Annotated in this window: 13 protein-coding genes; 5 read left to right on the plus strand and 8 right to left on the minus strand. The window is 59.3% G+C overall.

Features of this window, described 5'->3' with window-relative positions; all coding sequences use genetic code 11:
* Positions 1-215 precede the first annotated feature (215 nt).
* Positions 216-2,132 carry an acyltransferase family protein gene (locus tag NL532_RS15905; protein WP_353654663.1) on the plus strand — a complete coding sequence of 639 codons (1,917 nt, stop codon included), beginning with the start codon at positions 216-218 and terminating at the stop codon, positions 2,130-2,132.
* Positions 2,133-2,948: 816 nt separating this feature from the next.
* Here the strand turns inward: NL532_RS15905 and NL532_RS15910 are convergent.
* Positions 2,949-5,072, minus strand: a complete 2,124-nt coding sequence (locus tag NL532_RS15910) for a caspase family protein (protein ID WP_286488144.1) — start codon at positions 5,070-5,072, stop codon at positions 2,949-2,951.
* Entirely contained in the window at positions 5,065-6,321 is a 1,257-nt protein-coding gene (locus tag NL532_RS15915; RefSeq protein WP_286488145.1) for a caspase family protein, read from the minus strand. The genes NL532_RS15910 and NL532_RS15915 overlap by 8 nt, the downstream gene beginning before the upstream one ends.
* Positions 6,322-6,429: 108 nt before the next feature.
* Between NL532_RS15915 and NL532_RS15920 the strand changes: the two genes are divergently transcribed.
* The gene (locus tag NL532_RS15920) at positions 6,430-8,340 is read left to right on the plus strand and encodes a hypothetical protein (protein WP_155923783.1); all 1,911 of its coding nucleotides are present in this window, start codon (positions 6,430-6,432) and stop codon (positions 8,338-8,340) included.
* A 13-nt stretch (positions 8,341-8,353) separates the two neighbouring features.
* Here the strand turns inward: NL532_RS15920 and NL532_RS15925 are convergent, their stop codons facing one another.
* From NL532_RS15925 to NL532_RS15950, 6 genes are all read right to left on the minus strand, one after another.
* Entirely contained in the window at positions 8,354-8,614 is a 261-nt protein-coding gene (locus NL532_RS15925; protein ID WP_286487366.1) for a hypothetical protein, read from the minus strand.
* Positions 8,589-9,536: a penicillin-binding transpeptidase domain-containing protein gene (locus NL532_RS15930; RefSeq protein WP_286487367.1), complete on the minus strand. Its 948-nt coding sequence runs from the start codon at positions 9,534-9,536 to the stop codon at positions 8,589-8,591. Before NL532_RS15930 ends, NL532_RS15925 begins: the two co-directional genes overlap by 26 nt.
* Positions 9,469-10,440 (minus strand): transglycosylase domain-containing protein, encoded by a 972-nt coding sequence (locus NL532_RS15935; RefSeq protein WP_286487368.1) that lies wholly within the window; start codon positions 10,438-10,440, stop codon positions 9,469-9,471. The genes NL532_RS15930 and NL532_RS15935 overlap by 68 nt, the downstream gene beginning before the upstream one ends.
* 24 nt (positions 10,441-10,464) lie before the next feature.
* On the minus strand, positions 10,465-11,013 hold the full coding sequence (locus NL532_RS15940) for a hypothetical protein (protein ID WP_286487369.1): 549 nt from the start codon (positions 11,011-11,013) through the stop codon (positions 10,465-10,467).
* 2 nt (positions 11,014-11,015) lie between these two features.
* Positions 11,016-12,368, minus strand: coding sequence for a hypothetical protein (locus tag NL532_RS15945; RefSeq protein ID WP_286487371.1), 1,353 nt, complete (start codon positions 12,366-12,368; stop codon positions 11,016-11,018).
* A 204-nt stretch (positions 12,369-12,572) separates the two neighbouring features.
* Positions 12,573-16,526: an MG2 domain-containing protein gene (locus tag NL532_RS15950; protein ID WP_286487372.1), complete on the minus strand. Its 3,954-nt coding sequence runs from the start codon at positions 16,524-16,526 to the stop codon at positions 12,573-12,575.
* Positions 16,527-17,238: 712 nt separating this feature from the next.
* Here NL532_RS15950 and NL532_RS15955 point away from each other — a divergent pair.
* From NL532_RS15955 to NL532_RS15965, 3 genes are all read left to right on the plus strand, one after another.
* Entirely contained in the window at positions 17,239-17,976 is a 738-nt protein-coding gene (locus tag NL532_RS15955) for a trypsin-like serine peptidase (RefSeq protein WP_196813836.1), read from the plus strand.
* Between the two features lie 36 nt (positions 17,977-18,012).
* A complete protein-coding gene (locus tag NL532_RS15960; RefSeq protein ID WP_023828698.1) occupies positions 18,013-20,094 on the plus strand; it encodes a S8 family serine peptidase in 2,082 nt (693 codons plus the stop codon).
* An 83-nt stretch (positions 20,095-20,177) separates the two neighbouring features.
* Entirely contained in the window at positions 20,178-21,179 is a 1,002-nt protein-coding gene (locus tag NL532_RS15965) for a trypsin-like serine protease (protein ID WP_196813835.1), read from the plus strand.
* The last annotated feature ends 11 nt before the right edge of the window (positions 21,180-21,190 follow it).

Here is a 21,190-nt window from a genome sequence, read left to right on the forward strand (position 1 = left end):
GTTGTAAGTGACATGTTGCCTGTGGTAGGCGAGCATACTCCCTGTATGCTCGCCTAGACATGTCGACGGCGATCGGCAACATGTCATTGACTCCGGAGTCCCGCGCGCCGTTGAAATGCGGTTCGGATTGTCCCTTGATGTAGGTCTTCTGAACTTGCGGTGTCGTTTTGCAGCCTGAAAATGAAGGACGCCGGTTTCGGCCCGAAATACAGGGGTTGCGCGGACTGGCCGTCGGTCTGGTGGTCGTCTTTCACCTGTGGCCCCATGCTCTTCCCGGCGGATATATCGGCGTCGACGTCTTTTTCGTCATCTCGGGCTATCTGATCACCGGCCTGCTGGCGCAGATGGCGTTGCGCGACGGCCGGATTTCACTGATCGAATTCTACTCGCGACGGGTGCGACGGTTGTTGCCGGCAGCAACCCTGGTGCTGCTGGTCGCATTGCTGGGCACGCTGCTTTTCATCTCAAAGGCGCGCTGGGAGGAAATAGGCAACCAGATCGTGGCGAGCGCTCTTTATGTCGAGAACTGGCGGCTGGCCTCGATTGCGGTCAGCTATCTCGAGGCCGACACCTTGCCGAGCCCGGTGCAACACTACTGGTCGCTTTCCATCGAAGAGCAGTTCTACATCGCCTGGCCGTTGGTGATGATCGGCGTGATCTGGCTGGCGCGCCGCCGTGACCTTCCGCTGAGGGCCTGCTTGATCGGGGCGTTGTCGCTCATTTTCGCGGCATCACTTGTTGCCTCTGTCGTTTTGACGGCGACGGATCCGGCCCAGGCCTATTTCGTCAGCCATACCCGCCTGTGGGAATTGGCGCTGGGTGGTCTGCTGGTGCTGACCGAACACCAGTTTCGACTGGCGGCACTCACTAGACAGTGGCTGGCGATTGCCGGCATCCTGGGCATCGTTGCGTCCGCCTTGCTGTTTTCCGCTGCAACTCCATTTCCCGGCGTCAGTGCGTTGTTGCCGACCTTGGCCACAGTGCTGGTCATCCTGGCTGGCGAGGTTGAAGTCGGCCGGTTTCGTGGGCTCGATTCGTTGCCACTTCGTTTCATCGGCGATCGCTCCTACTCGGTCTATCTATGGCATTGGCCGCTGATCACCATCTCCCAGGCGCAGGGTCATTCGCTGACCCTTGCCGGCGGTTTCGGCCTGATTGCGGCGACCCTGCTTCTATCGGATCTGTCCTATCGATATGTTGAGCAGCGCTACCGGCAAGCCCGGGGCGGCGCCTGGTGGAAGCCGCTGGGATACGGCACCGCGGCGGTTCTCACATGCGTGGCCGCATCCGGCAGCCTGCTGCTCTTTCTGAAGACCGAACGCATCGACACCGCGCTGATCGGCACGCCTTCCTACCCTGGGCCCGCCGCTCTCGTCTCCGGCGCCGTGGTCCCGGACGGTGTGAACCTTCTGCCGCCGCTGGCCCGGCTGAGGCGGGACGTGCCGGTCGTGTATGCAAGGAAGTGCCACCAGGAGGAAAGCTCGGAGCCCAAACGATGCTCTCTAGGCGATCCCACGGGTGCGAAAACAATGGTTCTGGTGGGAGATTCTCATGCAGCCCAGTGGGTGCCGGCACTGGACAAGATCGCAAAGGACCGCAACTTCAAACTGGTTACCTTTACAAAATCCGCCTGCCCATTCACCCGCGTGGCCATCACGGCGGATGGCAAACCCAACGTCTTATGCGCGCAGTGGCACGAAAAGGTGCTGGCCGAGATCCTAAAGCTGAAACCGGATCTGATCTTCACCAGCCAGTCCAATTACGGAGCGGTTCAGCAAGACGTGATGATCGAGGGGCTGCGAAGTCTCTGGAGCGGGCTGACGGACGCCGGCTCGCAAATCGTTGCCATCCGCAACACGCCCTTTATGAAATTCGACCCGGGCGATTGCCTGAGTTCGACGCCAACGAAATGCGTCACCAAACTGAGCGATATAGAGCGGAGCAACGTGTTGGCGCTGGCCGCGGAGGGACAGAAAAATGTGGGCGCTATCGATATGGTCGATGCCATTTGCGGGCCGCAACTATGCCCGGCAGTTGTCGGCAACATCATTGTTTGGCGGGACAGTCATCATCTGACCGCCAGCTACTCGCTTGCCCTGGCACCCTATCTCGCAGCGAAGGCGGGGCTTTGAGAGAAGTCTCGCGGTCTCGGATCGGAATAGTGGCTGGTGATGGTGGGCTGGGCAAATTAGTAAGCAAAATTAAATAATCGCATGTACAAAAATCGCACACCAAAGTTCTGCTTCTGTTTTTTGGTTGTGCTCACGACTTAGCCTTCGACAGCTCTTTTGGGACGATCTCCTGCCGACGATATTGGCCGCCCCCAATGCGGATGATCGAAGCCCTCACCTGGGCATTCGAGTCGGAAGAGCGCTACATCGCAAGACCGACTATTGAGGAGGCGTTCTTTTGCTATCGTCGGCATGCGGCGTGACAGCAAGTTGGAGCCATTGTCAGGGGCAATGATGGATGGGCGGATAGATAAGTAATATCAGATAGTTGCGGGAGACCGTGTGCAAAAATCGCACACGGAAGTTCTGCTTCTCTTCTTTTTCGTTCCCAGGACGGCGCCGCCGACAGACCCATTCGGACGTTCTTTTGCCAACGATATTGTGTCGCAATAGTCGTTTGAGTACAAACAACCCGACAGGTTCATGTCGCATGCTTTATACGTTAAGGGATTCTTGGATCAGCTGCAGCAGACCCAGATCCTCGAAGGAGTCGATGCCATCAGATCCGGTCTTGCCTCGGCATTTACCCGGGTTTTCCTGCCAATGTTGGTTTTGCGCTCATCCTTTCCTGCGCACGTCGATGCGGCCTTGCCGGGCGCCGCGCATCCGCTTCTCTCCAGGCGGCTGGCAGGTCCCCAGCATGTCCTCGATGTGCCGCGAACGAGCGGCGGCCGCCAGCAAAGGTCGAAGCGATTCTAAGAAGCATTTGCGCAGCAGTTATCTCAGGGTAAGGTTTGGAAGGAATACGACTTCACCCAAGCCCTTGGCCGCTCGCGGGCGTTGTAGATGAGTGCGGATCTCGTCGGGGGCGCGTTCGCCAGGCTCCCGAGCAGGTCGTCGAGACCTTGCGCGCCTTGTGTGTCGCCGGCGCGCGTGCGCACGCCGACCTGTTCGAGGAAGCTCAGGTCCGCCTGCGGCGAACTGGGGTCGACCTCTCGCGCGACGACGATCACCTGCCGCGGACCGAAGCTGTTGGCCCGCAACCCCGATGATCGGTGTTGGCGGCAGTTTCTCCATGGACTGGAACCGGTTTCCCATCATATGTCGGATCGAATAATCTGGTCCAATAAGCAAGACGTCGACATCGACCGGGCGCGCACCGAGGTTTTCGACAGCGATATCGATCGTCGCGCCCGGCTTGAGGATCGGTGCATTGAACGGCGCAAGTGTGCGTTGACCCTCGCCGCTGACCGAGAAAGTGACGTCGGCGGCGCCTCCGCCTAATGGCGACGCCTCCGTGAGGCGAGACAGGCTCGTGGCGCGGAACACTGCTGCAATGTTGGACTTTATCTGCGAAAGCCTGTCGTCCGGGATGCCACCCTCAAGACCGATTGAGTGCGGCTTCAAGCGAGGATCGGACGAGATGCGGCCATCGGCGCCTAGGAACCAGAGCCGGGGTGCAGTGCCAGTCAGTGTGCCGGGGTATAGTTCGGACTCCGAGGCAACGAGCAACCTGAGCGCACCTTCCTCGCCTGGCGAGACAAGGTTCAAGTTCAACGGCAGAGACTTGTCTTCAACGATTTTTGTTATCTCTGCCTTCGCCGTCTCGTTCGCAGCGGCAAAGGCCGGCGCCGCGGATGGCTGAAAGGCGATCGATGATTCGAACTCTATCGGCATTTCGATCGGCCGCGCGAATGTGCCTGGACCGAGCGCGGCCAAATCTATCGCCGGGAGTCCGGCGTGCTCGATGGGCGTGAGTTCCGCATTTAGTGTCGAGGCCTGCGTTACGCGCAGATAACCGATGGCCGTTTCTGTGCCGGCATTCGGGTCCGGCAGGACGGCAAGCACCGCGTCACGTTCCAGCCCTTGCAGCCTTCCGGCGGCAACCGTCGCCACATCATCGGCCACCCGGATCTGCCACTGCTGGATGCGCGATTGCGCCACCGTCCCAAAAACTGTTCGGTCGAGATCGCCTTCGAACAAGGGGGTCGGTCGTTGGCGATTGGATACAGCGTAGAAATGCATCACCCCTTCAGCCAGCTGGCGATAGGTGATGCCGGGGTTCTTGGCCAGCACATCGACAATTGCGTATGTAAAAAGACCATAGGTCTTCATCCCCGGCGCACGCGTGGGGAGTTGCAATTCCGGTGTCGGCTCGACTGTCTGCGCAGCGAAAAACGCCGCCATGCCGCCGCTGGTCGCGGTTGTGGCGCCGAATTCCGCGCTGCCGATCGGTTGCTCCCGCTCTGGGGAAGGCGATCCGTTCGTATCGACCACCGGTTCAGGCAGCCAGCGTTCCTGTTCGTCGGCCGATCCGCCGGGGCCGCTGCGCGTTGCGCTGCTGGACTGACACGAATCGAAGACGACGAACACAAATGCACCAGCGCGACGGATCCTGTCGATGTGCTGGCCGATCTCATCGTCGATCACGGCGTTCGGATACCGTCCGTCCTTCGGCGGCTGCGTGTCGGCCGGAAGAAATACCTCATCGCGCTGGTCAGGCTCGGTCGTGTCGATGCCCACCCGCTGGCGCGAGCCATGGCCGGAAAAATGGAGATAAACGAAATCGTCGGGCTTTACTTCATCCGCCAGCCTGTCCATGGCCGACAGGATTACTTGACGCTCGGGAAGGCCATCGGCCGCAGGCACGCCGTTGGCGAGAACGACGATATTCTCGCGGATGAACCCTAACCCCGGTGTGCCGAGCAGGTAGTCGCGCAACAGTGCCACGTCGTTGGCGGGGCCTTTGAGTGATTTTTTAGGGCCGAGCCCTGGATAGTCGCTCACGCCGATGAGCAGCGCACGGTTGATGCCGGCTGCGCCGGCAGCGGGGGAAAGCAGTCCACCAATCAGCACCAGAACCGCTAAGAGGAAACCCGAACGGCGTTGCCTGTCATGCATTGGATCGCTCCCGCTCAATTGGGTCGCACGATGGCGACGTCGCCATCGAGTACATAGTGCTTGATATGGTCTTGCTCGAAGCGCACCCACTGCTTGTCGCCAATCTTTGCCACCTGGAATCGGACTTTGGCGCCGACCGCTGGAAAGTTCTCGCGGCTACGCAACGAGTACTTTTTTCCCCGACACTTGGCGGTTCATGGATATAGACAGGCGCTGGGTCCGCCCCAACTGCGATCTGCGTGCCTTCGGCCAGGTCGCGCCACTCGATCTGTTCGTCGACGATGTTTGGATCATTGTCGGGGTCTTCCTTTGGGGTAGGTACCCCACCGGGCATCACGAAGAAAAGCTCACCTTGCTCGAAGTTGTAGCCGCCCACATCGATGCCAGCAGCCACGTCATTGGATTTTGCGTTGGCCGATGGCAACTTGCCAAATTGTGGCTTTTGCACCGGGGTTTCTGCAGCCTGCGAGAGAAAATATCCAAGTTCGGTTCCCGACAAATAGCCGTCGCCATTGGAGTCCGCCGTCTTGCCTTCATATCTCGCCTTGCCGGTGATCGCCTCGGCAAAGAGCTGAGCGAATTTGCCGTCGTCGGCCACCTTCTGGCCGACGCCTCCGGAGGTGATGATCTCTCGGGTAGGATTCTCCATCTCAATGCTGCGCGCTCTCGTCGCGCCGGACCTGGTGTCTGCGAAGATCGTGGCGGCAAAACAGCTGTCCAGCACCAACATGACGTGGTGCGAACGCATCTCGCGCAGAATCGTACCGAAGGATCGTATCGGCATGGCCGCTCCGTAGAAGTCGCGCAACGTCGCGTTCAACGTCGTCTTGACGTCCAGATTGATTACAGGGGCGTCCTTGCCGAGGAGATAGCCTTCGCCGTTGATGGTTACCCCGTGGCCGGCAAACCAGATGACGACACGGGCGTCTTCCTGGTATCCGTACTTGTCGACGAACGCCTGGACCCGTTCGCGTAGCGCTTTGCCGCTCAGATTGTGGTCGATCTGGTCGATCTGGAACCCCTGTTGCGCCAGCGCAGCGCTCACAATGTCGGCGTCAGCCGATACTTTGGGCAGGTCTGTCTGGAAATCATAGTCCCCGTTGCCGATAATCAGGGCATAGCTGTTCTGGTAGATTCCAATCGGCTTTGTCTTGTCGGGAAAAAGTTTTACATCCTGAGCATTTGCAGTCGATGCAATGAGCAAAGCCCCCAACAACACAGACAGTGTTGCGGCAAGAAATTTTTGCATCTTACCCCGCCCTCATCAAGACCTTCGCCCGTACGGCTCTTGCGACGGACGCAAAACGGCAGCATCATTCCAGTTGAGGGTAGAACAGTCAACAACTGGGGTGCATTGATGACGACCGGGAGGTATTTTGCAGCCGCGCTTGTGATGGCGATTTTCCATTTTTCAATTCTCGGCCTTATCTTGGCCATACCAGCGGCAGCGCAGGAACAATGCGGCGAGGCAACAGTTGGCAAATGTTTTCCTGAGTATTCCGCAATAGCCACGCTCACTGCGATCGACCATGGCTACGCAGCCATAGCGGCGAGGGGCATCGAACTCAGTCTGCTGCGCATCGATGCGAGTGGACTGAACGTCGAGGCGAGCTCTCTGCCGCGGCCGCGTTGGTTGACGTCGGCGGCCGACGCCCCCACGATCAACCGTCTCGTCGCGGGGCCTAACGGCAGTGCGTTGGCGGTGGGCTGGGCCGCAATCGGGTCATCCGAAGATCTGCGCCAAGTGGGCGTGTTGGGACTGATCGCGTCGAACGGCAGCGTGACATGGTCGGAGCCAGTGAGCCTGGATCAGGAGGGCGCGACGATCCTGCATTCGGCAACCTATGACGCCGCTGCGAAACGGTTTGTGATCGTCGGCAGGGTAACCAACGGCAATGACAGCGGCACCTGCGAGAAATGGGCGCAAGCAATCGTCTTTTCTGTTGCGGACACATCGGCGACGACCGTTCCCGCAACCATTAAACGCTTCGGCAGCACCTCCGCTGGGCCGCATAATCGAATAGCCCTGCTCGACATAGTGGCGGGGGCGAACCCTGGAGAATTTGTCGGGGTCGGATTCGCCGCCGACAAGGCCGAGGAAGGCGCCGGCTGCCAGGACAATGCGATCGCCGTGAAGATAAAGGATGCGGGCGGAACATGGCAGATCAGCAAACCCTACGTCCTTTCCGGCAGCAGCGCGGGGGAGGTCGCGAACGCCGTCGCGCCCGCAGGACCACGACAATACGTCTATGCCGGCAGCGGGTTCGACATGGCCGCCAAGGCAAAGGCCGCAATGGTCGGCACGTTCGGGTTCGGCAACGAAGACAGCTGGATCGAGATGCATCCCTATCGCGATCGCAAGGATACGCGCGGCGGCGACCGCTATCGCGCAGTCGTTCCGATGCGCTGGCCCGGCAAGGTGCTGGTCGCAGGGTCGGCTTCGTTCAGCAAGGATGGTCGCAACCAGGGTCTGTGGCGCGTGATTTCGATCGACCAGAAGCCGGCTGGTGATGCGCAGTATCTAACCGAGGATGACGGATCGGACATCCTGGCAGTGGCGCGCGGCCGCGACGGCCGTATCTTGGCGGCCGGCACCCATGGCGGCGGCGATGATAAGATCGGCTGGCTGGGCATGGTCGTCGACGAGCAATTTGCAGCGTCGCGGCGAGAGCCGGACAAGTCGTTGAAGCTCGTCAGCGACAGCGATGTTGCCGCACACTCGGTAGCGATCGGAGAGCGAGACATAGCATCAGGAACCGGCTTCCGGCAGAAAGGAGCCAAAGCCGGTTTGGCGATGGATACGCACCTTAACTTTACCCGCGAGGTGGATTTGACGGCGTCGGCTTTGCCCGTTGGAGGGAACGTCGATCTGGCCTTGATCGACAGCCAGGGCAAACCGATCGCGCAGTCAATGAACCTCAACGACGCAGGCGAGTATTTGCACGCCCACCTGACACCGGGCGACTACCGCCTGATCGCACTCGCCTCCACCAACGTCGACGAGTATGAGGTGCGCCTGTCGCAAGCCAGCATCGAGGGCGAGGTGTTGAGCGAGCTTACGGCGCTCGATCCCGACACACGAACGGCCCTGAGCGACGAGCTCGAAGGCGCGGGCTATGGCGTTGCCGCCAATCCCGCGATCACGCTCGGTGGGGACACGGTTCGGGCCTTGCTTGCGTATTTTAATACATTCCAGACCGATCTTGAGCCGGGCGCGATCAATCAATTTATCGCCGACGCAACAGCCGGCCCTGACGGCCAGAATTGAAGGCATCGGCCGGTTAGTCGAGCCAGAATGATGCCTGGTCCTGCTTGCCATCTGCGTCGCGGACGAGGACCTCGATCTGTCCGCGTTGCGCGATCGCAGCCTGAAGTTCGCCAGTGCGCGTCGCCGCATGCACCTCGCCCTCGATCGTCCAGTCATAAGGGGGGCGTCCGCCGGAGACGCGCATTGGCAAGGTTGCAGTACCATCGGCTCCCCGCTGTCCAACGATTTCCGTTCCCGTCTTGGGAAATTCAATCCGAACGGTTGACGATGCCACTGAGGCCAGCGGCGGCCCAAATCTGCGAAGACGTGGGGGCAAGTCGCGCGGGCTGGCGAGGGCGCCAAGTGGCTTTCTTCCGGCGCCTGCTCCGGTAGCCGGCACCGGAAGCTCCTCGAAGACGCGCATAACCAGAGGCGCCGCAACCGTCACGCCATAGGCGCCAAGCAAAGGGGCGCCATCCGGCCTGCCGATCCACACGCCGACGGTATGCAACCTGTCCGAAACCAACCGTCCAAGCATCGCGAAACCCATAAGACGTCCCCGTCTTGAAGCCGACCCGCCGCGATCCGTCGCGCGCTTCGAGGCGAGGGCGGCCGGCCGGTGGCGGTACGTCGGCAAGAATGTCGGCTACGGCATTGGCAGCTGCCGGCTCGAAGAGATCGCCCAGCGTAACCTCCGGGTCTGTCGTGGCAAACCGCAGACGCTTCAGTTCTCCCTCATTGGCGAAGGCGGAGAACATCCAGACGAGTTGCTCCAGCGAGACGCCAACGCCACCCAGTGCGACAGCCAGGCCGGCCTCGGAGTCCGATGCACCGAGGCGCAGTGGCGAACCCACCGTGCGGAAGCGGGCCAGAAAGGCGGGAACGCCGATCTTGTCCATCAACAACACAGGCACCGTGTTTTTCGACAACAAAAGCGCCTGCCGGATGGAGATGTCGCCTGCATATTCCCCATCCGCATTTGCTGGGCGGTATCCGGCGATGTCGATTGGCTGATCGGCTACGATCGTATCGGGATGCACGAGAAGCTTCTCAAACGCCATCGCATAGATGAAGGGTTTGAGCGCCGAACCGGGCGAGCGGATCGACCGGACCAAGTCTACATGGCCTTGGCGGCTCTCGTTTGTCTGGTCACCCGACCCGACATAGCAAATCACCGCGCCATCGCTGTTGCGCATGACTATGATGGCGATGTTCACCCCAGGCTCCCAATCGCGCAGCGCCGTCCTTGCTACCTGCTCCAGGGCAGTTTGTAGATGTTTGTCGAGAAGCGTGGATATCCCGGCGTCGGTTGTCAACGTTGGCTTCAGCCGCAGTGCGAGATGGGGTGCCAGTCGCGGCAGGCCTTCCGCGCGTACGCCAAGAGGCTGCGCGGCGGCGGCCAGGCGCGCCGCTTTCGGCGACGACCGAACGTCGCGCAAGCGTCGACAGCACGTGGTTGCGCGCGGCGAGCGCGGCCTTGGGCGCGCGATCGGGTCGCCGGGTTTCCGGAGCCTGCGGCAATGCCACCAGAAGCGCCGACTGTTCCAGGGTGAGTTCTGTCGGCTCCTTCCCGAAATAGGTCAGTGACGCGGCGCGGATGCCCTCCAGATTGCCACCATAGGGCGCTAGCGTGAGGTACGCGTCGAGAATCTGTTCCTTGGACAGCACACGCTCGAGCTTGATGGCTCTCAGGCTCTCGCGCAGCTTGGAGCTGACCGTCCGCGGGCTTGGGTCGAGCAGGCGAACGAGTTGCATGGTAAGCGTGGAGCCGCCGGAGACGACGCGGCCTTCGCGCAACGTGAGCAGACCGGCGCGCGCCAGCGCGAGAAAATCAACGCCGCGATGCGCGTAGAAGTTCTGATCTTCGTAAGCCAGAAGCCGTTCCAGGTGACGAGGATCGACAGCGCTTGACCTGGCGTATAGTCGCCACTTGTCGTCTTGTGATTGGAAGCCGTTCAGCAGCTCGCCGTCGGCCGCGTAGACAAGACTTGAACGATCGTCGAGCTTGCTCAGCGAGGGCAGCGTGACGCTGCGAACCGACAGCTCTAATGCCGTCAGCAGGCACACCACCGCAAAGATGCCGTTGGCGAAAACGCGGGCGAGAGTGCGTAGCGCTCTCATCTGGCTGTGCCGGGGCCATCGACCTCAAAGCGCAACTGCTGGCTGATCAGGGTATCGCCGGGGAGGTCGAGCCGCTCGATTGTCGTCGGGTGGAAACAGGAACGACCCCGCGGCGGCGACGCTGACAATGAACCCCTGGCGAAGCACGATCGTGTTTGGAGCGACCTCTGGCGCGACCTCTGTTTCGCTGCCGCTGATGTCGGCACCATCCTGTTCCGGGCCGGCGGCGGCTTCACCATCTTCTTCGACTTCGGACTCGTCCGCGTCATCTGCGGCAGCGTCGTCGGCAGGTGCGTCCTGGCCGACGGTCGGCTTGCCCAGGTCAGGCACGACAATGGACTTCCACCCCTGCGGCTGTGCATCCATGGATCGGACAGATCCGAGCATTTCGAGTTTGCGCAGATCGCCGTTCAGAACGATACCGGACAGGTCGGGGGATACCATCGTGAACGCGCTTGGCAGCAAAGCTTCCAACATCAGTGGATTGTCGCTGGCGCCGAGATCACCGCTCGCCTTCAGATCGCCGAGCACCGAAGCGTTCGCCTCGACCACAACGACGATCCGCTCGCCCACGCTCAGATGGTCGTGGCTGATGTCAATTTCCTTTCCCGTCTTCTGCCGGAAGAAGCGGCGGCGCAGACTCTCGGGGGCAGGGCGCTGCCATCGGCGTCGATGAGGTTGCCGCTCAATGTAAAAAACGCCTGCGAGTCCGGACCTGAGATCCTCGCGACCGTAATGTCGTGCAGATCACTATAAGCGACTGGATCGCTTTCCAGAATGCCGTCGCCGCGCTCCTTGATCGTGACCACATTGTCTTCGCTCAATTCGAGGTCGGCGACTTTCAACGGCTGCGGGTCCGTCGCCTTCAGGTCGGCGATCGAGCGGGCAAGCCAGCCTCGCGTCTTGAGATCGAGTGGCTTGTCTCGCTTCAAGAAAGACTCTGCCACCGGTTTCAGCAACGCAGCGTCCGCATCCGCGTTTGCCAGCATGCTGAGCGCGACGGCCTTGCGATAGTCGTCGAGATCGCCCAGATAGTCGCTAGGCTTGGCATAGGCCGTCGTCAGGGTCTCGGCGGGATTGACTTTTTTGCCATACTGCGACTGCACCGCCAGCGTGACCAGTTGCGAGAACACGCCCTCGGACGGGGGATCGTCAGCACTATCGGCGCCACCGCAGCCGCCAATCTCCTCCAACTGGGAACTGTCGAGCCTGTCCTCTTGCGCGAGTAGCAGCATCGCATAGCGGGCTTCGAAAGAGCAGATGATGGTGAGATCGTCATCGAGCGACTTTTTGCGGATCGCATCTGCAATACGCGCACTGATATAAGCGAGCGAATTACGGATGGCGTCCTCCGACACCGCATATCCCTTGCCTTGAGCGCGGATCAGGAAGTCAAGCGCCGAGGCGTTGCGCAGCAGCCCGTTGCGACCGGCATATTGGGACTTCTTGCTGTCGAACCCAAGTTCGGTCGGAAGAAATTCGCCATCCGTGCGATAGGGTACAAAAACACCATCAACCATCTGCAAGGCCTGGATGCCCTCGATGTCGGCTTGGACGCGTTGTTTGGCTGCCGCATCGACGTCACCGGCCGATGTCTGCAGGCCGACCATTCCGAGCCACGTCAATTTGTCGAGCACCGGTTCGGCATCGGCTGGATCGGGTGAGCCTGAACTTGCGAGACGCAATTCGTCCCCCTTGCTCGCCATGCGCATGACGACTTGCACCGTCGCCGGATCGTAACGTCCGTTGACCACGCCCTCAAGCTTGCGCTGGATATCTTCTGGACTGGAGCCGAGCGGGAACGGTGGCAAGGTCTCCTGTGCGACGATCGCACTCGGGCGCACGTCAAGTGTCCACGTTCGACGCCGCTCTTCAGGGGGCAGCGCATCGGGCTGCCCAACGGCGGCTATGTCCAGGGCGAGTTCCATGAGCCGCCTTTCGACGTCTGCGGGATCTCAAGGCGCAAGGACAGGTCTTTCGGGTGTCCCTGCGGCGCGCTGACAAGGAACGCACCTGCCGCATCCTTAGGGAGCGGCGTGCCGGTCGAGCGCCGTGATGTTTGCCGCTATGCCCCCTTCGCCCCTTCAGCGTCAGAGCATAGTCGCCCGGGATTGTTGGCCACGCCGAGGTTTTCAATGCCGTAGCGGCAGGATGGGTTTGTCACCGGACAACAGGAACTCAGGCGTACCGAGGCTGGTGACGAGAAGATTGCGCACCGCCACGGTATGTACAGCCGTGGAAATACGGTTGGTGGACCAGGCTACGACGTAGACTTTGAGCGAACCCGTCTGCAACTGCGTGCTGGCGAAGGTGAAGGACGCACGCCCATTCTCGAACTTCACCGGACCCATGCCCGCCGCTACGATGTGCCTGGAACTGTAATTGGACAGCGCCTGTCGGCCCGGCCTGTCGCCGCCTTCCCTCAGCAGGCGCCCATAATTGTCCATGATGCGCAGCGACATCTTCTCGCGACCGAAGAAGGCTGTCGCGATGGCGTCAAAACGCGCCGCGTGGTTGGTGAGACCCAGCAGGCCTTCGTCGACGACGAATGCCACCGCGAATGCCTCCTGTCCCTCCGGCTGTACACAGTCGCCATTCTGCCCGGACAAGCAGGCCTCAAAGGTCAGCGGCTCGCCGGGCCGGATGTAGTCGTTCTCCAACGGCACGTCGCGCCGAATGGACACACCGAAAACAGCGCTTGCGTTGGCGACTTCAAAATAGGTCGCGCCGATGGCGCGCGCCGGGCCGATCTGGCGGAGCTGGCCTCCAGGTTCGGCCCTGAAGGCCGTGGCAAGTGCGTGCAGCCCTTTGCCGGCCCATTCGGGCTTCGCCTTGATTGTGACCTTACCAGCAGTCAGATCGTGCTCGGACCAATCCAAGACATCGCCATCGGCGATGGCGATCAGAACTTTGCCGGACTCGAACGGCCTGTCCACCAGCAGTTCGATGTCTTCGCCCGGCTCGTAGCGTTCCTTGGTCGCGGACAGCACGAAGAGGTTCGGTTCCAGGTCTTCGACCGAAGTCTGTGCCACACCTGTGTTGAAACGCACGGAAGCCGATGCGGACGACGACTTGTCCTTTACCGATACGATGTAGCGGCCGTCGGAAAGGCCTGGCGCAAGATTTTCCAGCACAACGTGGCCGGCACACCCATTCCGTGCGCCGAAAACTTTTGCCGTCTGCTCTATCCTTATCTCACGCGTCGCAACCGGCTCGCGCGGACGGGACACGACATGTTGCCAGACGCCGTCGACATTTTCCCATGAATAGGATTCACGCTCGCGCCAGACGGTGACAACGAGATCGCGGCCGAGGACCAGCGAGCCATCTCGACCTACGATCGCCAGATCCAGGTCGAGCTTGTAGCTGTTTGTCGTTGTCGGGGTCACGCGCGGCAATGCCGAAATGCCAAGCGTCACGTCCGACGGAGGGACGGGCACGGGAAACTGGCCTGAGGCCAGCGGCCCTGAACTGTCAAACAGCGTAACCTCGACATTGGCAGCCAATGGCTTCGTCGAAATCGGCAGAGTCACCCGGTCGAGCGACAATGCCAGCACGCCATTCTCATCTGTATAGTCGATGAAGCTTCTTGAGACTGTCGGTAGTCCTTTGTCATCGAATTCACCGAAACTCAAATCGCCATGGCAGGCGCCGGGCGGCGTTTGCTGCGGCGATACACGGACCATGACCTCCGCCTTCAATCCCGCCGCCATCCCCTGGTTCGTACCTTCGGAACCGTAGAGATACTGGGCCCGTACCTGGCCCTCAATCCGCGCCTTACCCTTATCGGCCGCGGTCACCCTCAGCGAGGTTGCGCTATCGCTTCCGAAGTCCAGCCGTACACGATCCGGTTTGATCGGGCCGATTTCTATGCGGCTTTCAGCAAGGCGTTGGTCTCCCGACATCAAGGCGATCATCGCGGGACCAGGTTTGGCGGCGGCGGGAATTTTGATCGGCGCCATGAACGCTCCAGCCGCCCATTGGGAAGGTTCGATCTTTTCCGACAAGACCGGATAATCTGAGATTTCCAGGCGCAACTCGGAGGCGACATTGGCCGGATTGGCGACCGTGCGGTCCCGCAGCAGACTGAATACTTGCGCTTGCTCGCCAGGCTGGTAGATGCCGCGATCGGTATAGATGAATGCAGCTTCCCGGCCCTGTTCGAGCGTGTTGCCGACATTGAGCCGCGACAGGTCGAGCCGTTCCGAACCGAATTGAAGGAAATTGAAGTCTTTATCGGTGTCGGCAAGAATCGCCACGAGCGCGTTGCTGCTCGTGCCGCGAGTCAGACTTACCGGAAAGTGCACCACACCAAACTCGTCGGTCTTCGCCTCCGCAAGCAGCCGATTGCTTTGAGCGACCAATTGGACCGTGGCGCCTTCGACGGCTTCGCCAGTCTTCAGCGATCGCGCCACAACGCTGAAATCGTGTTGCCCCTCGTAGAACGACAGGCCAATATCGGAAATCACAAACCACTGCGCGGTATAGACTTCGCAATGGGTGTCATCCGGGTCGGTGCAATGAAATTTCTTTTCCGGACCTTCGCTGTCTATAGGCGCGACAAGTGCATAAACGCCCGGCACGTAAAGCTGCGATGTGTAGGAATCGGTATCGAACGCACCCGCCAGGTAGGTGCCGTTGATCGACAATAGAGGGTCGGACAGATCAGCGACCGGCTGCAGGGGCGGTATGGAGCTGATCCCTGCGGCATCCGTCGTGCTCTTGCGTGCTGGATCTCTCAGCCAAAGATCACGGTCGTCGAGAATGCGGCGGACCGGCACAAAAGTCTGCACGGTCGTGTTCCGTTCGTCAGGCTTGATCTTGCGCTTGGCCATGCCCGTCCACAAAACCTCGGAGAAGGTCTTCAGCAATGCCTGGTATTCCCGGTTCGGGATGCCGTTGCGAATATGGCCGAGCGCCAGATGCCGGTAGAGCGATCGGTCCACCAACCGGTGGATCTCGATCGGAAATTCTTCTTCAATGTTGGTCAGCGACACGGGCAATTCCCCGCGGCCGCTTCGGGGCAAGATGAACTCCCCATCGCCGAATCCGATGCGTTGTGGCAGCTCGGGAAGCTGGATGCTGAGGGCCTCGACAGGTCCCAATCTGGAGCCATCCGCTGCCGCCAGTTCGGGCAACAGCTGGACCGAGTAGGTTTTCCCGGCCCTCAGGCGCAAAAGGCACAGCATCGACCCTTCGGCGCGTGCGTCGAAGGATTCAGCGGGCAGCGCGTCCGAATCCAGAGAAAGTTTCACCGCGGCGCTATACTCGCGGCTGTTTTCGTTGAGGGCACGATCGAATCGGATGCAAACTCGTATGTCCGCGCCTTCGATCTGGTAGTCGACCGGGCTATTGCGTTCTGGGTACACGAGCGGGCGGAAATTCAAGCGCTTGTCACCGCCTTTCAGGTCGGCCTTGGCAAGCGGCGGCACGGTAGTCTGTATCTCACGATACACATCGTCCAAAAATGCGGCTGTTTCGGCCACATCCTTGCTGATGGCCGTCATGTCTGCTTCGGCTTGCTCACGTGTGCGCTGCAGCGTCTGGATACGGCCATTGGGCTTGTTCGGATCCGGCGCGACGAAGTCATCATCATCGGTCCCCAGCCGCGAAGCCTGCTCCAGCAGAAGCCGCGCCTCGTCTTGCTTTACCTTTGCCGCATCGAAGAGAGCCCGCTCGCGCTCCAGGCGGCTTCGCAGGTTCGATGATGCCAGCAGAAGGGCTTCGATCTTGTCGCCGTCGCTTTTGGCCAATTGCGAGCTCCGCACGGCGGCGGCCAGTCCGTTGCTGGCGGCCGAGTCCGAGCTGGCCCAGGCTTTGGCCAAAGCAAGCCAAGACTGCCCGTTGTCCTTGTCGAGCGATGTCAGTGATTCACTCAATCGAACGATCGCAGCGACATTGCCGGTCTTGCGCGCCTGGCTGAGTTCAGCCAGCAGGTCTACAACGGTCTCGCTCGGCTCGGCAGGCTTCAACGAGCGCATATACCCAGAGGCAAGTTCTACTAGGTCGGGATTTGTTATCTCCGCGTTGGCGCGGCCAGTAAGACCCAAGACTAAGGCAAATAACCAACATCCAAACCTGGTCATCGTCGTACTCCCACCCGCGTTATACGAGCCACCAAAGCGTGAAAGTGTCAACCGAAATGGCGAAGCGGGCGCGCTCGCAACGATTTGCAATGGTGCGCCGCTGGCCTATCGCCGCCGCGTCGAGGAGGATTTGGACGTGCTGCCGTTGCGTGGCCATGCGTCTTGCACCATCGACGGTCCCTATGACAGTTCCAATCGAACGGGGTGCGGCTGCAAATATCGCGGCTTGCATTGCAACTGGCAACGGCGCTTTTTATAGAGCAACGACGCCCCTTCAAAGGTCGAAAAATTGGAAATCTGAAAAACCACGTTGCTCCGCAACTACTTCGTGGTACCATAAAATTCATTGACATAAATTTACGGGCGTCAGCATTTGTGCACTGACGAGTGATGGAATCCGCAGGACACAGAGTTATCACGTTGTACAAGAGAAAATATATGTCTATCTCGTTTAACGAGTTTTGATGTTGTCAGCTATGCTTGGATCCGCCGGGGGGTCGAAATGCCAGGGTACCAAGTTAGACGAATAATTTTGATCGTATCAACTTTGTGCGGTGGAGTTCTATATTTCGGATGGTCAGGCGCGCAAACGCGGGACTACAAGGTTGATGAACGTCCCGCTCTCCCGTTCCCGCCGGGGGTCTCAGTCGAGTCTCAGTGCGGGGACGTAAATCACCTTCAAGACGTTGAACGGTATGACGGTTCACTCGGTGTGTCGCAGGACTACGTTCGCGCAAATGAGCCATCGACTGTTCAGCTGCAGTGGTTGAATGAGACATCGATTAGGTCCCGCCTTCCCAACGATTTTCCAGGAAACGTTTCCGGCCAGCGTTGGTGCACAGGCACTCTTATTACAGATACTTTGGTTTTAACCGCAGGGCACTGTTTCGAAATACAGGACAAATATGGTTGGACCTCTCCCTACAAGCGCGGGATCAACCATGAACGCATCTATGCGGAGCCGTCGGTCATTGCCACGTTGTTCGTGGCCAATTTCGAGTATCAGGTTGACAAGGACACCGGCCAGATCAGGACACCGAAGGTTTTTCCGGTCGTGCGGCTTGTTGAGCTTGAGCAGGGCAAATTGGACTACTCAATCGTCGAGCTCGGTCGCGACCCTGAGGGCAAATTGCCCGGTGATCGCATTGCGCCGGCCTCTTTGTCTCAGCAGGCGCCTCAAGAAGGCGACGTCGTGGGCATAATTCAACATCCTCAAGGCGAACCGAAGAAAATTGAAGCCGGCCGGCTGTTGAGCGCAGCAGGTAATACGTTGCTCTACGATGACATCGACACATGGGGCGGGTCTTCCGGAGCAGGCATCCGCGATGGAAGCGGTAAACTGATCGGCGTACATACCAATGCCGGGTGTACATCCACCAAGAACCACAGTGAGGGCGCCAACAAAGGCGTCAAAATTCGAGCGCTTGCAGCCGTGTCGGATCAGTTTTGACATAGCGAATGGCCGATCAATCCTCGGAGGCACCTTATGCGCAGTAAATACGTGAAGGGTATCGCTCTGTTTTTGTATTCTTCCGCCGTCGTTTTGTGCCCCGGGATGGCCGCGGCTGACGACAATGCGCTTTGGCAGCTGCGCGGCGTCGCCAACATCGCGCCAACATTGCAGATCGAGCTAGCCAAAGCTGGGGAGCCAATCTGGAAGACAATCGAGACAAAGGGCGGGGCGAGTCTTCGGCGGGTCGTGACGGAGACTTGTGGCGATCAACCACCTGCGGTTTCGGACTTTCTTCTGGCGGAAAGCGTGCGACTGAACGTGGCGAGCAATCCGGATACATTGGTGGCGGAGGGGAGTGCGGTAGCCGTGCCGTTCTGTCTGAAGGTGGAAAGGAATGTCGAGGTCACGATTGCCAAAGGGGATACTCCAGAGAAAATCATGAAAGACAATTACGGTGTTTTCGGAAGGAAGACACTGGACCGGTTCTATGACTTGAACGGTCCCAAATTCGGAGCAAACAGCTTTCATGAGTTTGCGCAGAAGCTGCCCATCGGCGAGACGGTAACCGTGCCTTGGGCATCGCAGATCAGAGTGTTCGCCGAACGCCCAGAATCGACACGAAGTCTGCCGGACCTTTTGAACGCGGCCCAGGACGCTACATCGGTCCTTCCGCAAATTGAAAACACGTTGGCGCCTGCGGTAGAGACGCAGAACCGGGAAGCATACCAATTCAGTGTCGTCAATTCGGTTGAATTCGAAAGTTCCACGCAGAGCTGCTCCACTGGCAACGGTGCCGCGTCGGCGGTGGACTTGGACTTACTGGCACAGCGATTTGCTATCCAAAAGGCGCAAAGCGATGCATTCAACTCATCGACGGCCAAATCGGCGACAGTCGGGATAATCGACACCGGCATCAGCGAGATCGGCGATAGTTTTTTCAAACTGGCGTTTTTCTCACCCAATCCTCGGGAGCTTGTCGGGACGCAAGATACTGACGACGACGTGCCGCAAAACAACTTTGTAGACGATATCTACGGTATCAATTTCAACTCGCGCAGTGGAGATGTCAGACCCTATCCGGACGATAGCGAGATCAGATCTCACGGCACTAAAATGTCAGCGATCATTCTTGGCGGCCCGAGAATTGCCACCGAATGGACAGGCAAGCCGACCGTGCCATTGATCAGGCTGAAAGTTGTGAATTTTGAGTCAGCGAGAGATCCGGGTGCGACCGTTGGAGCCGAAAACCTAGCTGGCGCAATCGGTTATCTGGCCGATCAAGGTGCAGACGTTATCAATATGAGCCTTTCCAGCGGCCAGAATATTTTTCCCGTTTCTCAGATGATCACTGCAAAACAGAATGTGCTTTTTGTTGTCGCCGCCGGGAACGCGAAATCAGGAGAAGGTCGAAATATCGACTTCAGTCCCCTGGTGTTTCCAGCTCGCTACGGCGGGCGGAGCGGTGATCATAAACGGACTGTCGTCACTGTTGGCGCTCACGATCTCCAGGGGGAAAAGGCCGCATTCTCCAACTATTCATCACAGTTCGTGGATCTGCTAGCGCCAGGTTGCTCAGTCCCGACACGCGACGATCAGGGTAACCCGGTAGAAGACAATGGGACGTCCCCCGCCGCCGCATCGGTTTCCTTCGTCGCCGCACTGCTGAATACGCTGGGCTTTGCCGACCCCGGCAGCGTGAAAAATCGGCTGTTGACCTCCGTCGATTTCAACGAAAAGCTCAAGGACACCGTATGGTCGTCTGGACGGCTTAACGTAATAAAGGCAATTAGTGTCTGGGATGATGTTATTCAGACAACGGATATGAAGTACAAGTTTGTGAAGATTAAAGACAGAGCATCTCTAAATAGATATTGCTCGGAATCGTCGTTGCGACCCGATATTGGCAGGGTAAGAAAAATAGTTCCGAATATCTCGACTGCCGCTGGCATCAAAATAGAATATTGGGTCGAGAACGACAACCTCATTTCGCGATTGCGCTGCCCTCAGATAGACATCCCTGCGGGTGACAGCATTGGCGATATCGGCGGCGAGGCAGGTCCGAGCCTGTCCGATGTCCAAGACATCACGTTCTCGGCTTTCAGCCCGGTCCATTGATGCCACTGCGGTTGACAAAAGCGCAACACCGGCCACGCCAGTGCAATGGGACTTGGCATCTGGTTCGAGCCGTGGGAGCCGGCGTGACTTGGCTGCTCGCGATTTCAATGGGTGCGTCATGGGCTCAAGAAGCCGAGCAGCCAAAGACCAGAATGAACGGTGAATACTTCCTTCAGCAACAAGGCGCGACCGCGCCGAGCGAACCCTACGATCCCCACAAAGCATTCAGCGCCTACAGGGTCACAAACGGAACAGAGGTCTTCGAAGGCACGCCTGTTATATTGCCGGAGGTTGTCAAAATTGTCTTCAAGGCTGAGGACGGATCGCCAGCTTTTTGCACCGGAGTGGCGGTCGCTGCCGATCGAATCTTGACAGCAGGCCATTGCGGCTGTGGTATCCCGGAAAGCTATAGTGTGCGATTTTTGAGCGCCCCCAATCTGAGCTCCGAGGATATAACGCTTGATCGCGCTCCCGTCGTTTTCCCGGGGTTCGATTGTATTCGCGAACTTGAACCGCAACCTGGCCGCGATCTTGCGGTGCTTTATCTCCAGATAGCTGGGGAAGACATCAAGCCGCCACCGATCGCGCAGATGACATTGCCTTTCGAGGGCACGACCGCTCGGCGCGCATTCATCGCGGGTTACGGCCGTACAGAAACTGGCGCGTTTCCAAACGGCTTGCTCGGCGCGTTCACGCCCATCAAGGACTATTTTTGCATCAGAGGCGGCTATGCCGGATCGCCTTGCGCCAGTTTTCGTGAGTTCGTGCTTTCAGACCTCATTTCTTCAGCAGTTCCGGGGGTTGATAGCTGCGATGGCGACAGCGGCGGCCCCGTATATTGGTTTGGAAAGACTATGGGACACGATGGCATTGAAGAGGTTCACAGATTTCTGATCGGCATAACCTCCCGCGGGCTATCGGGTGTACCGCAGTACGGCGCGACATCATGTGGCGGCGGCGGCATTTATTCCGTCGTCGGCCATGTCGATGTCCTGGCCTGGCTCAGCGTGAACGGCGCAACTTCAAGTGTCGGGCTCAATGCCCGCCACTTCGCTGAGGACGATGCAAGTCCAGCAGAGCAATAAGGCCAGCCGAA

This window comes from Mesorhizobium sp. C120A (assembly GCF_030323105.1).
Lineage (GTDB): Bacteria > Pseudomonadota > Alphaproteobacteria > Rhizobiales > Rhizobiaceae > Mesorhizobium.

Excerpts from the sequence above, each read along its gene's own strand:
- NL532_RS15915 (WP_286488145.1), bottom strand. The coding sequence starts at position 6,321 with ATGCAAAAATTTCTTGCCGCAACACTGTCTGTGTTGTTGGGGGCTTTG.
- NL532_RS15935 (WP_286487368.1), bottom strand. The coding sequence starts at position 10,440 with ATGAGAGCGCTACGCACTCTCGCCCGCGTTTTCGCCAACGGCATCTTT.
- NL532_RS15910 (WP_286488144.1), bottom strand. The coding sequence starts at position 5,072 with ATGCATGACAGGCAACGCCGTTCGGGTTTCCTCTTAGCGGTTCTGGTG.
- NL532_RS15960 (WP_023828698.1), top strand. The coding sequence starts at position 18,013 with ATGCGCAGTAAATACGTGAAGGGTATCGCTCTGTTTTTGTATTCTTCC.
- NL532_RS15950 (WP_286487372.1), bottom strand. The coding sequence starts at position 16,526 with ATGACCAGGTTTGGATGTTGGTTATTTGCCTTAGTCTTGGGTCTTACT.
- NL532_RS15920 (WP_155923783.1), top strand. The coding sequence starts at position 6,430 with ATGACGACCGGGAGGTATTTTGCAGCCGCGCTTGTGATGGCGATTTTC.
- NL532_RS15945 (WP_286487371.1), bottom strand. The coding sequence starts at position 12,368 with ATGGAACTCGCCCTGGACATAGCCGCCGTTGGGCAGCCCGATGCGCTG.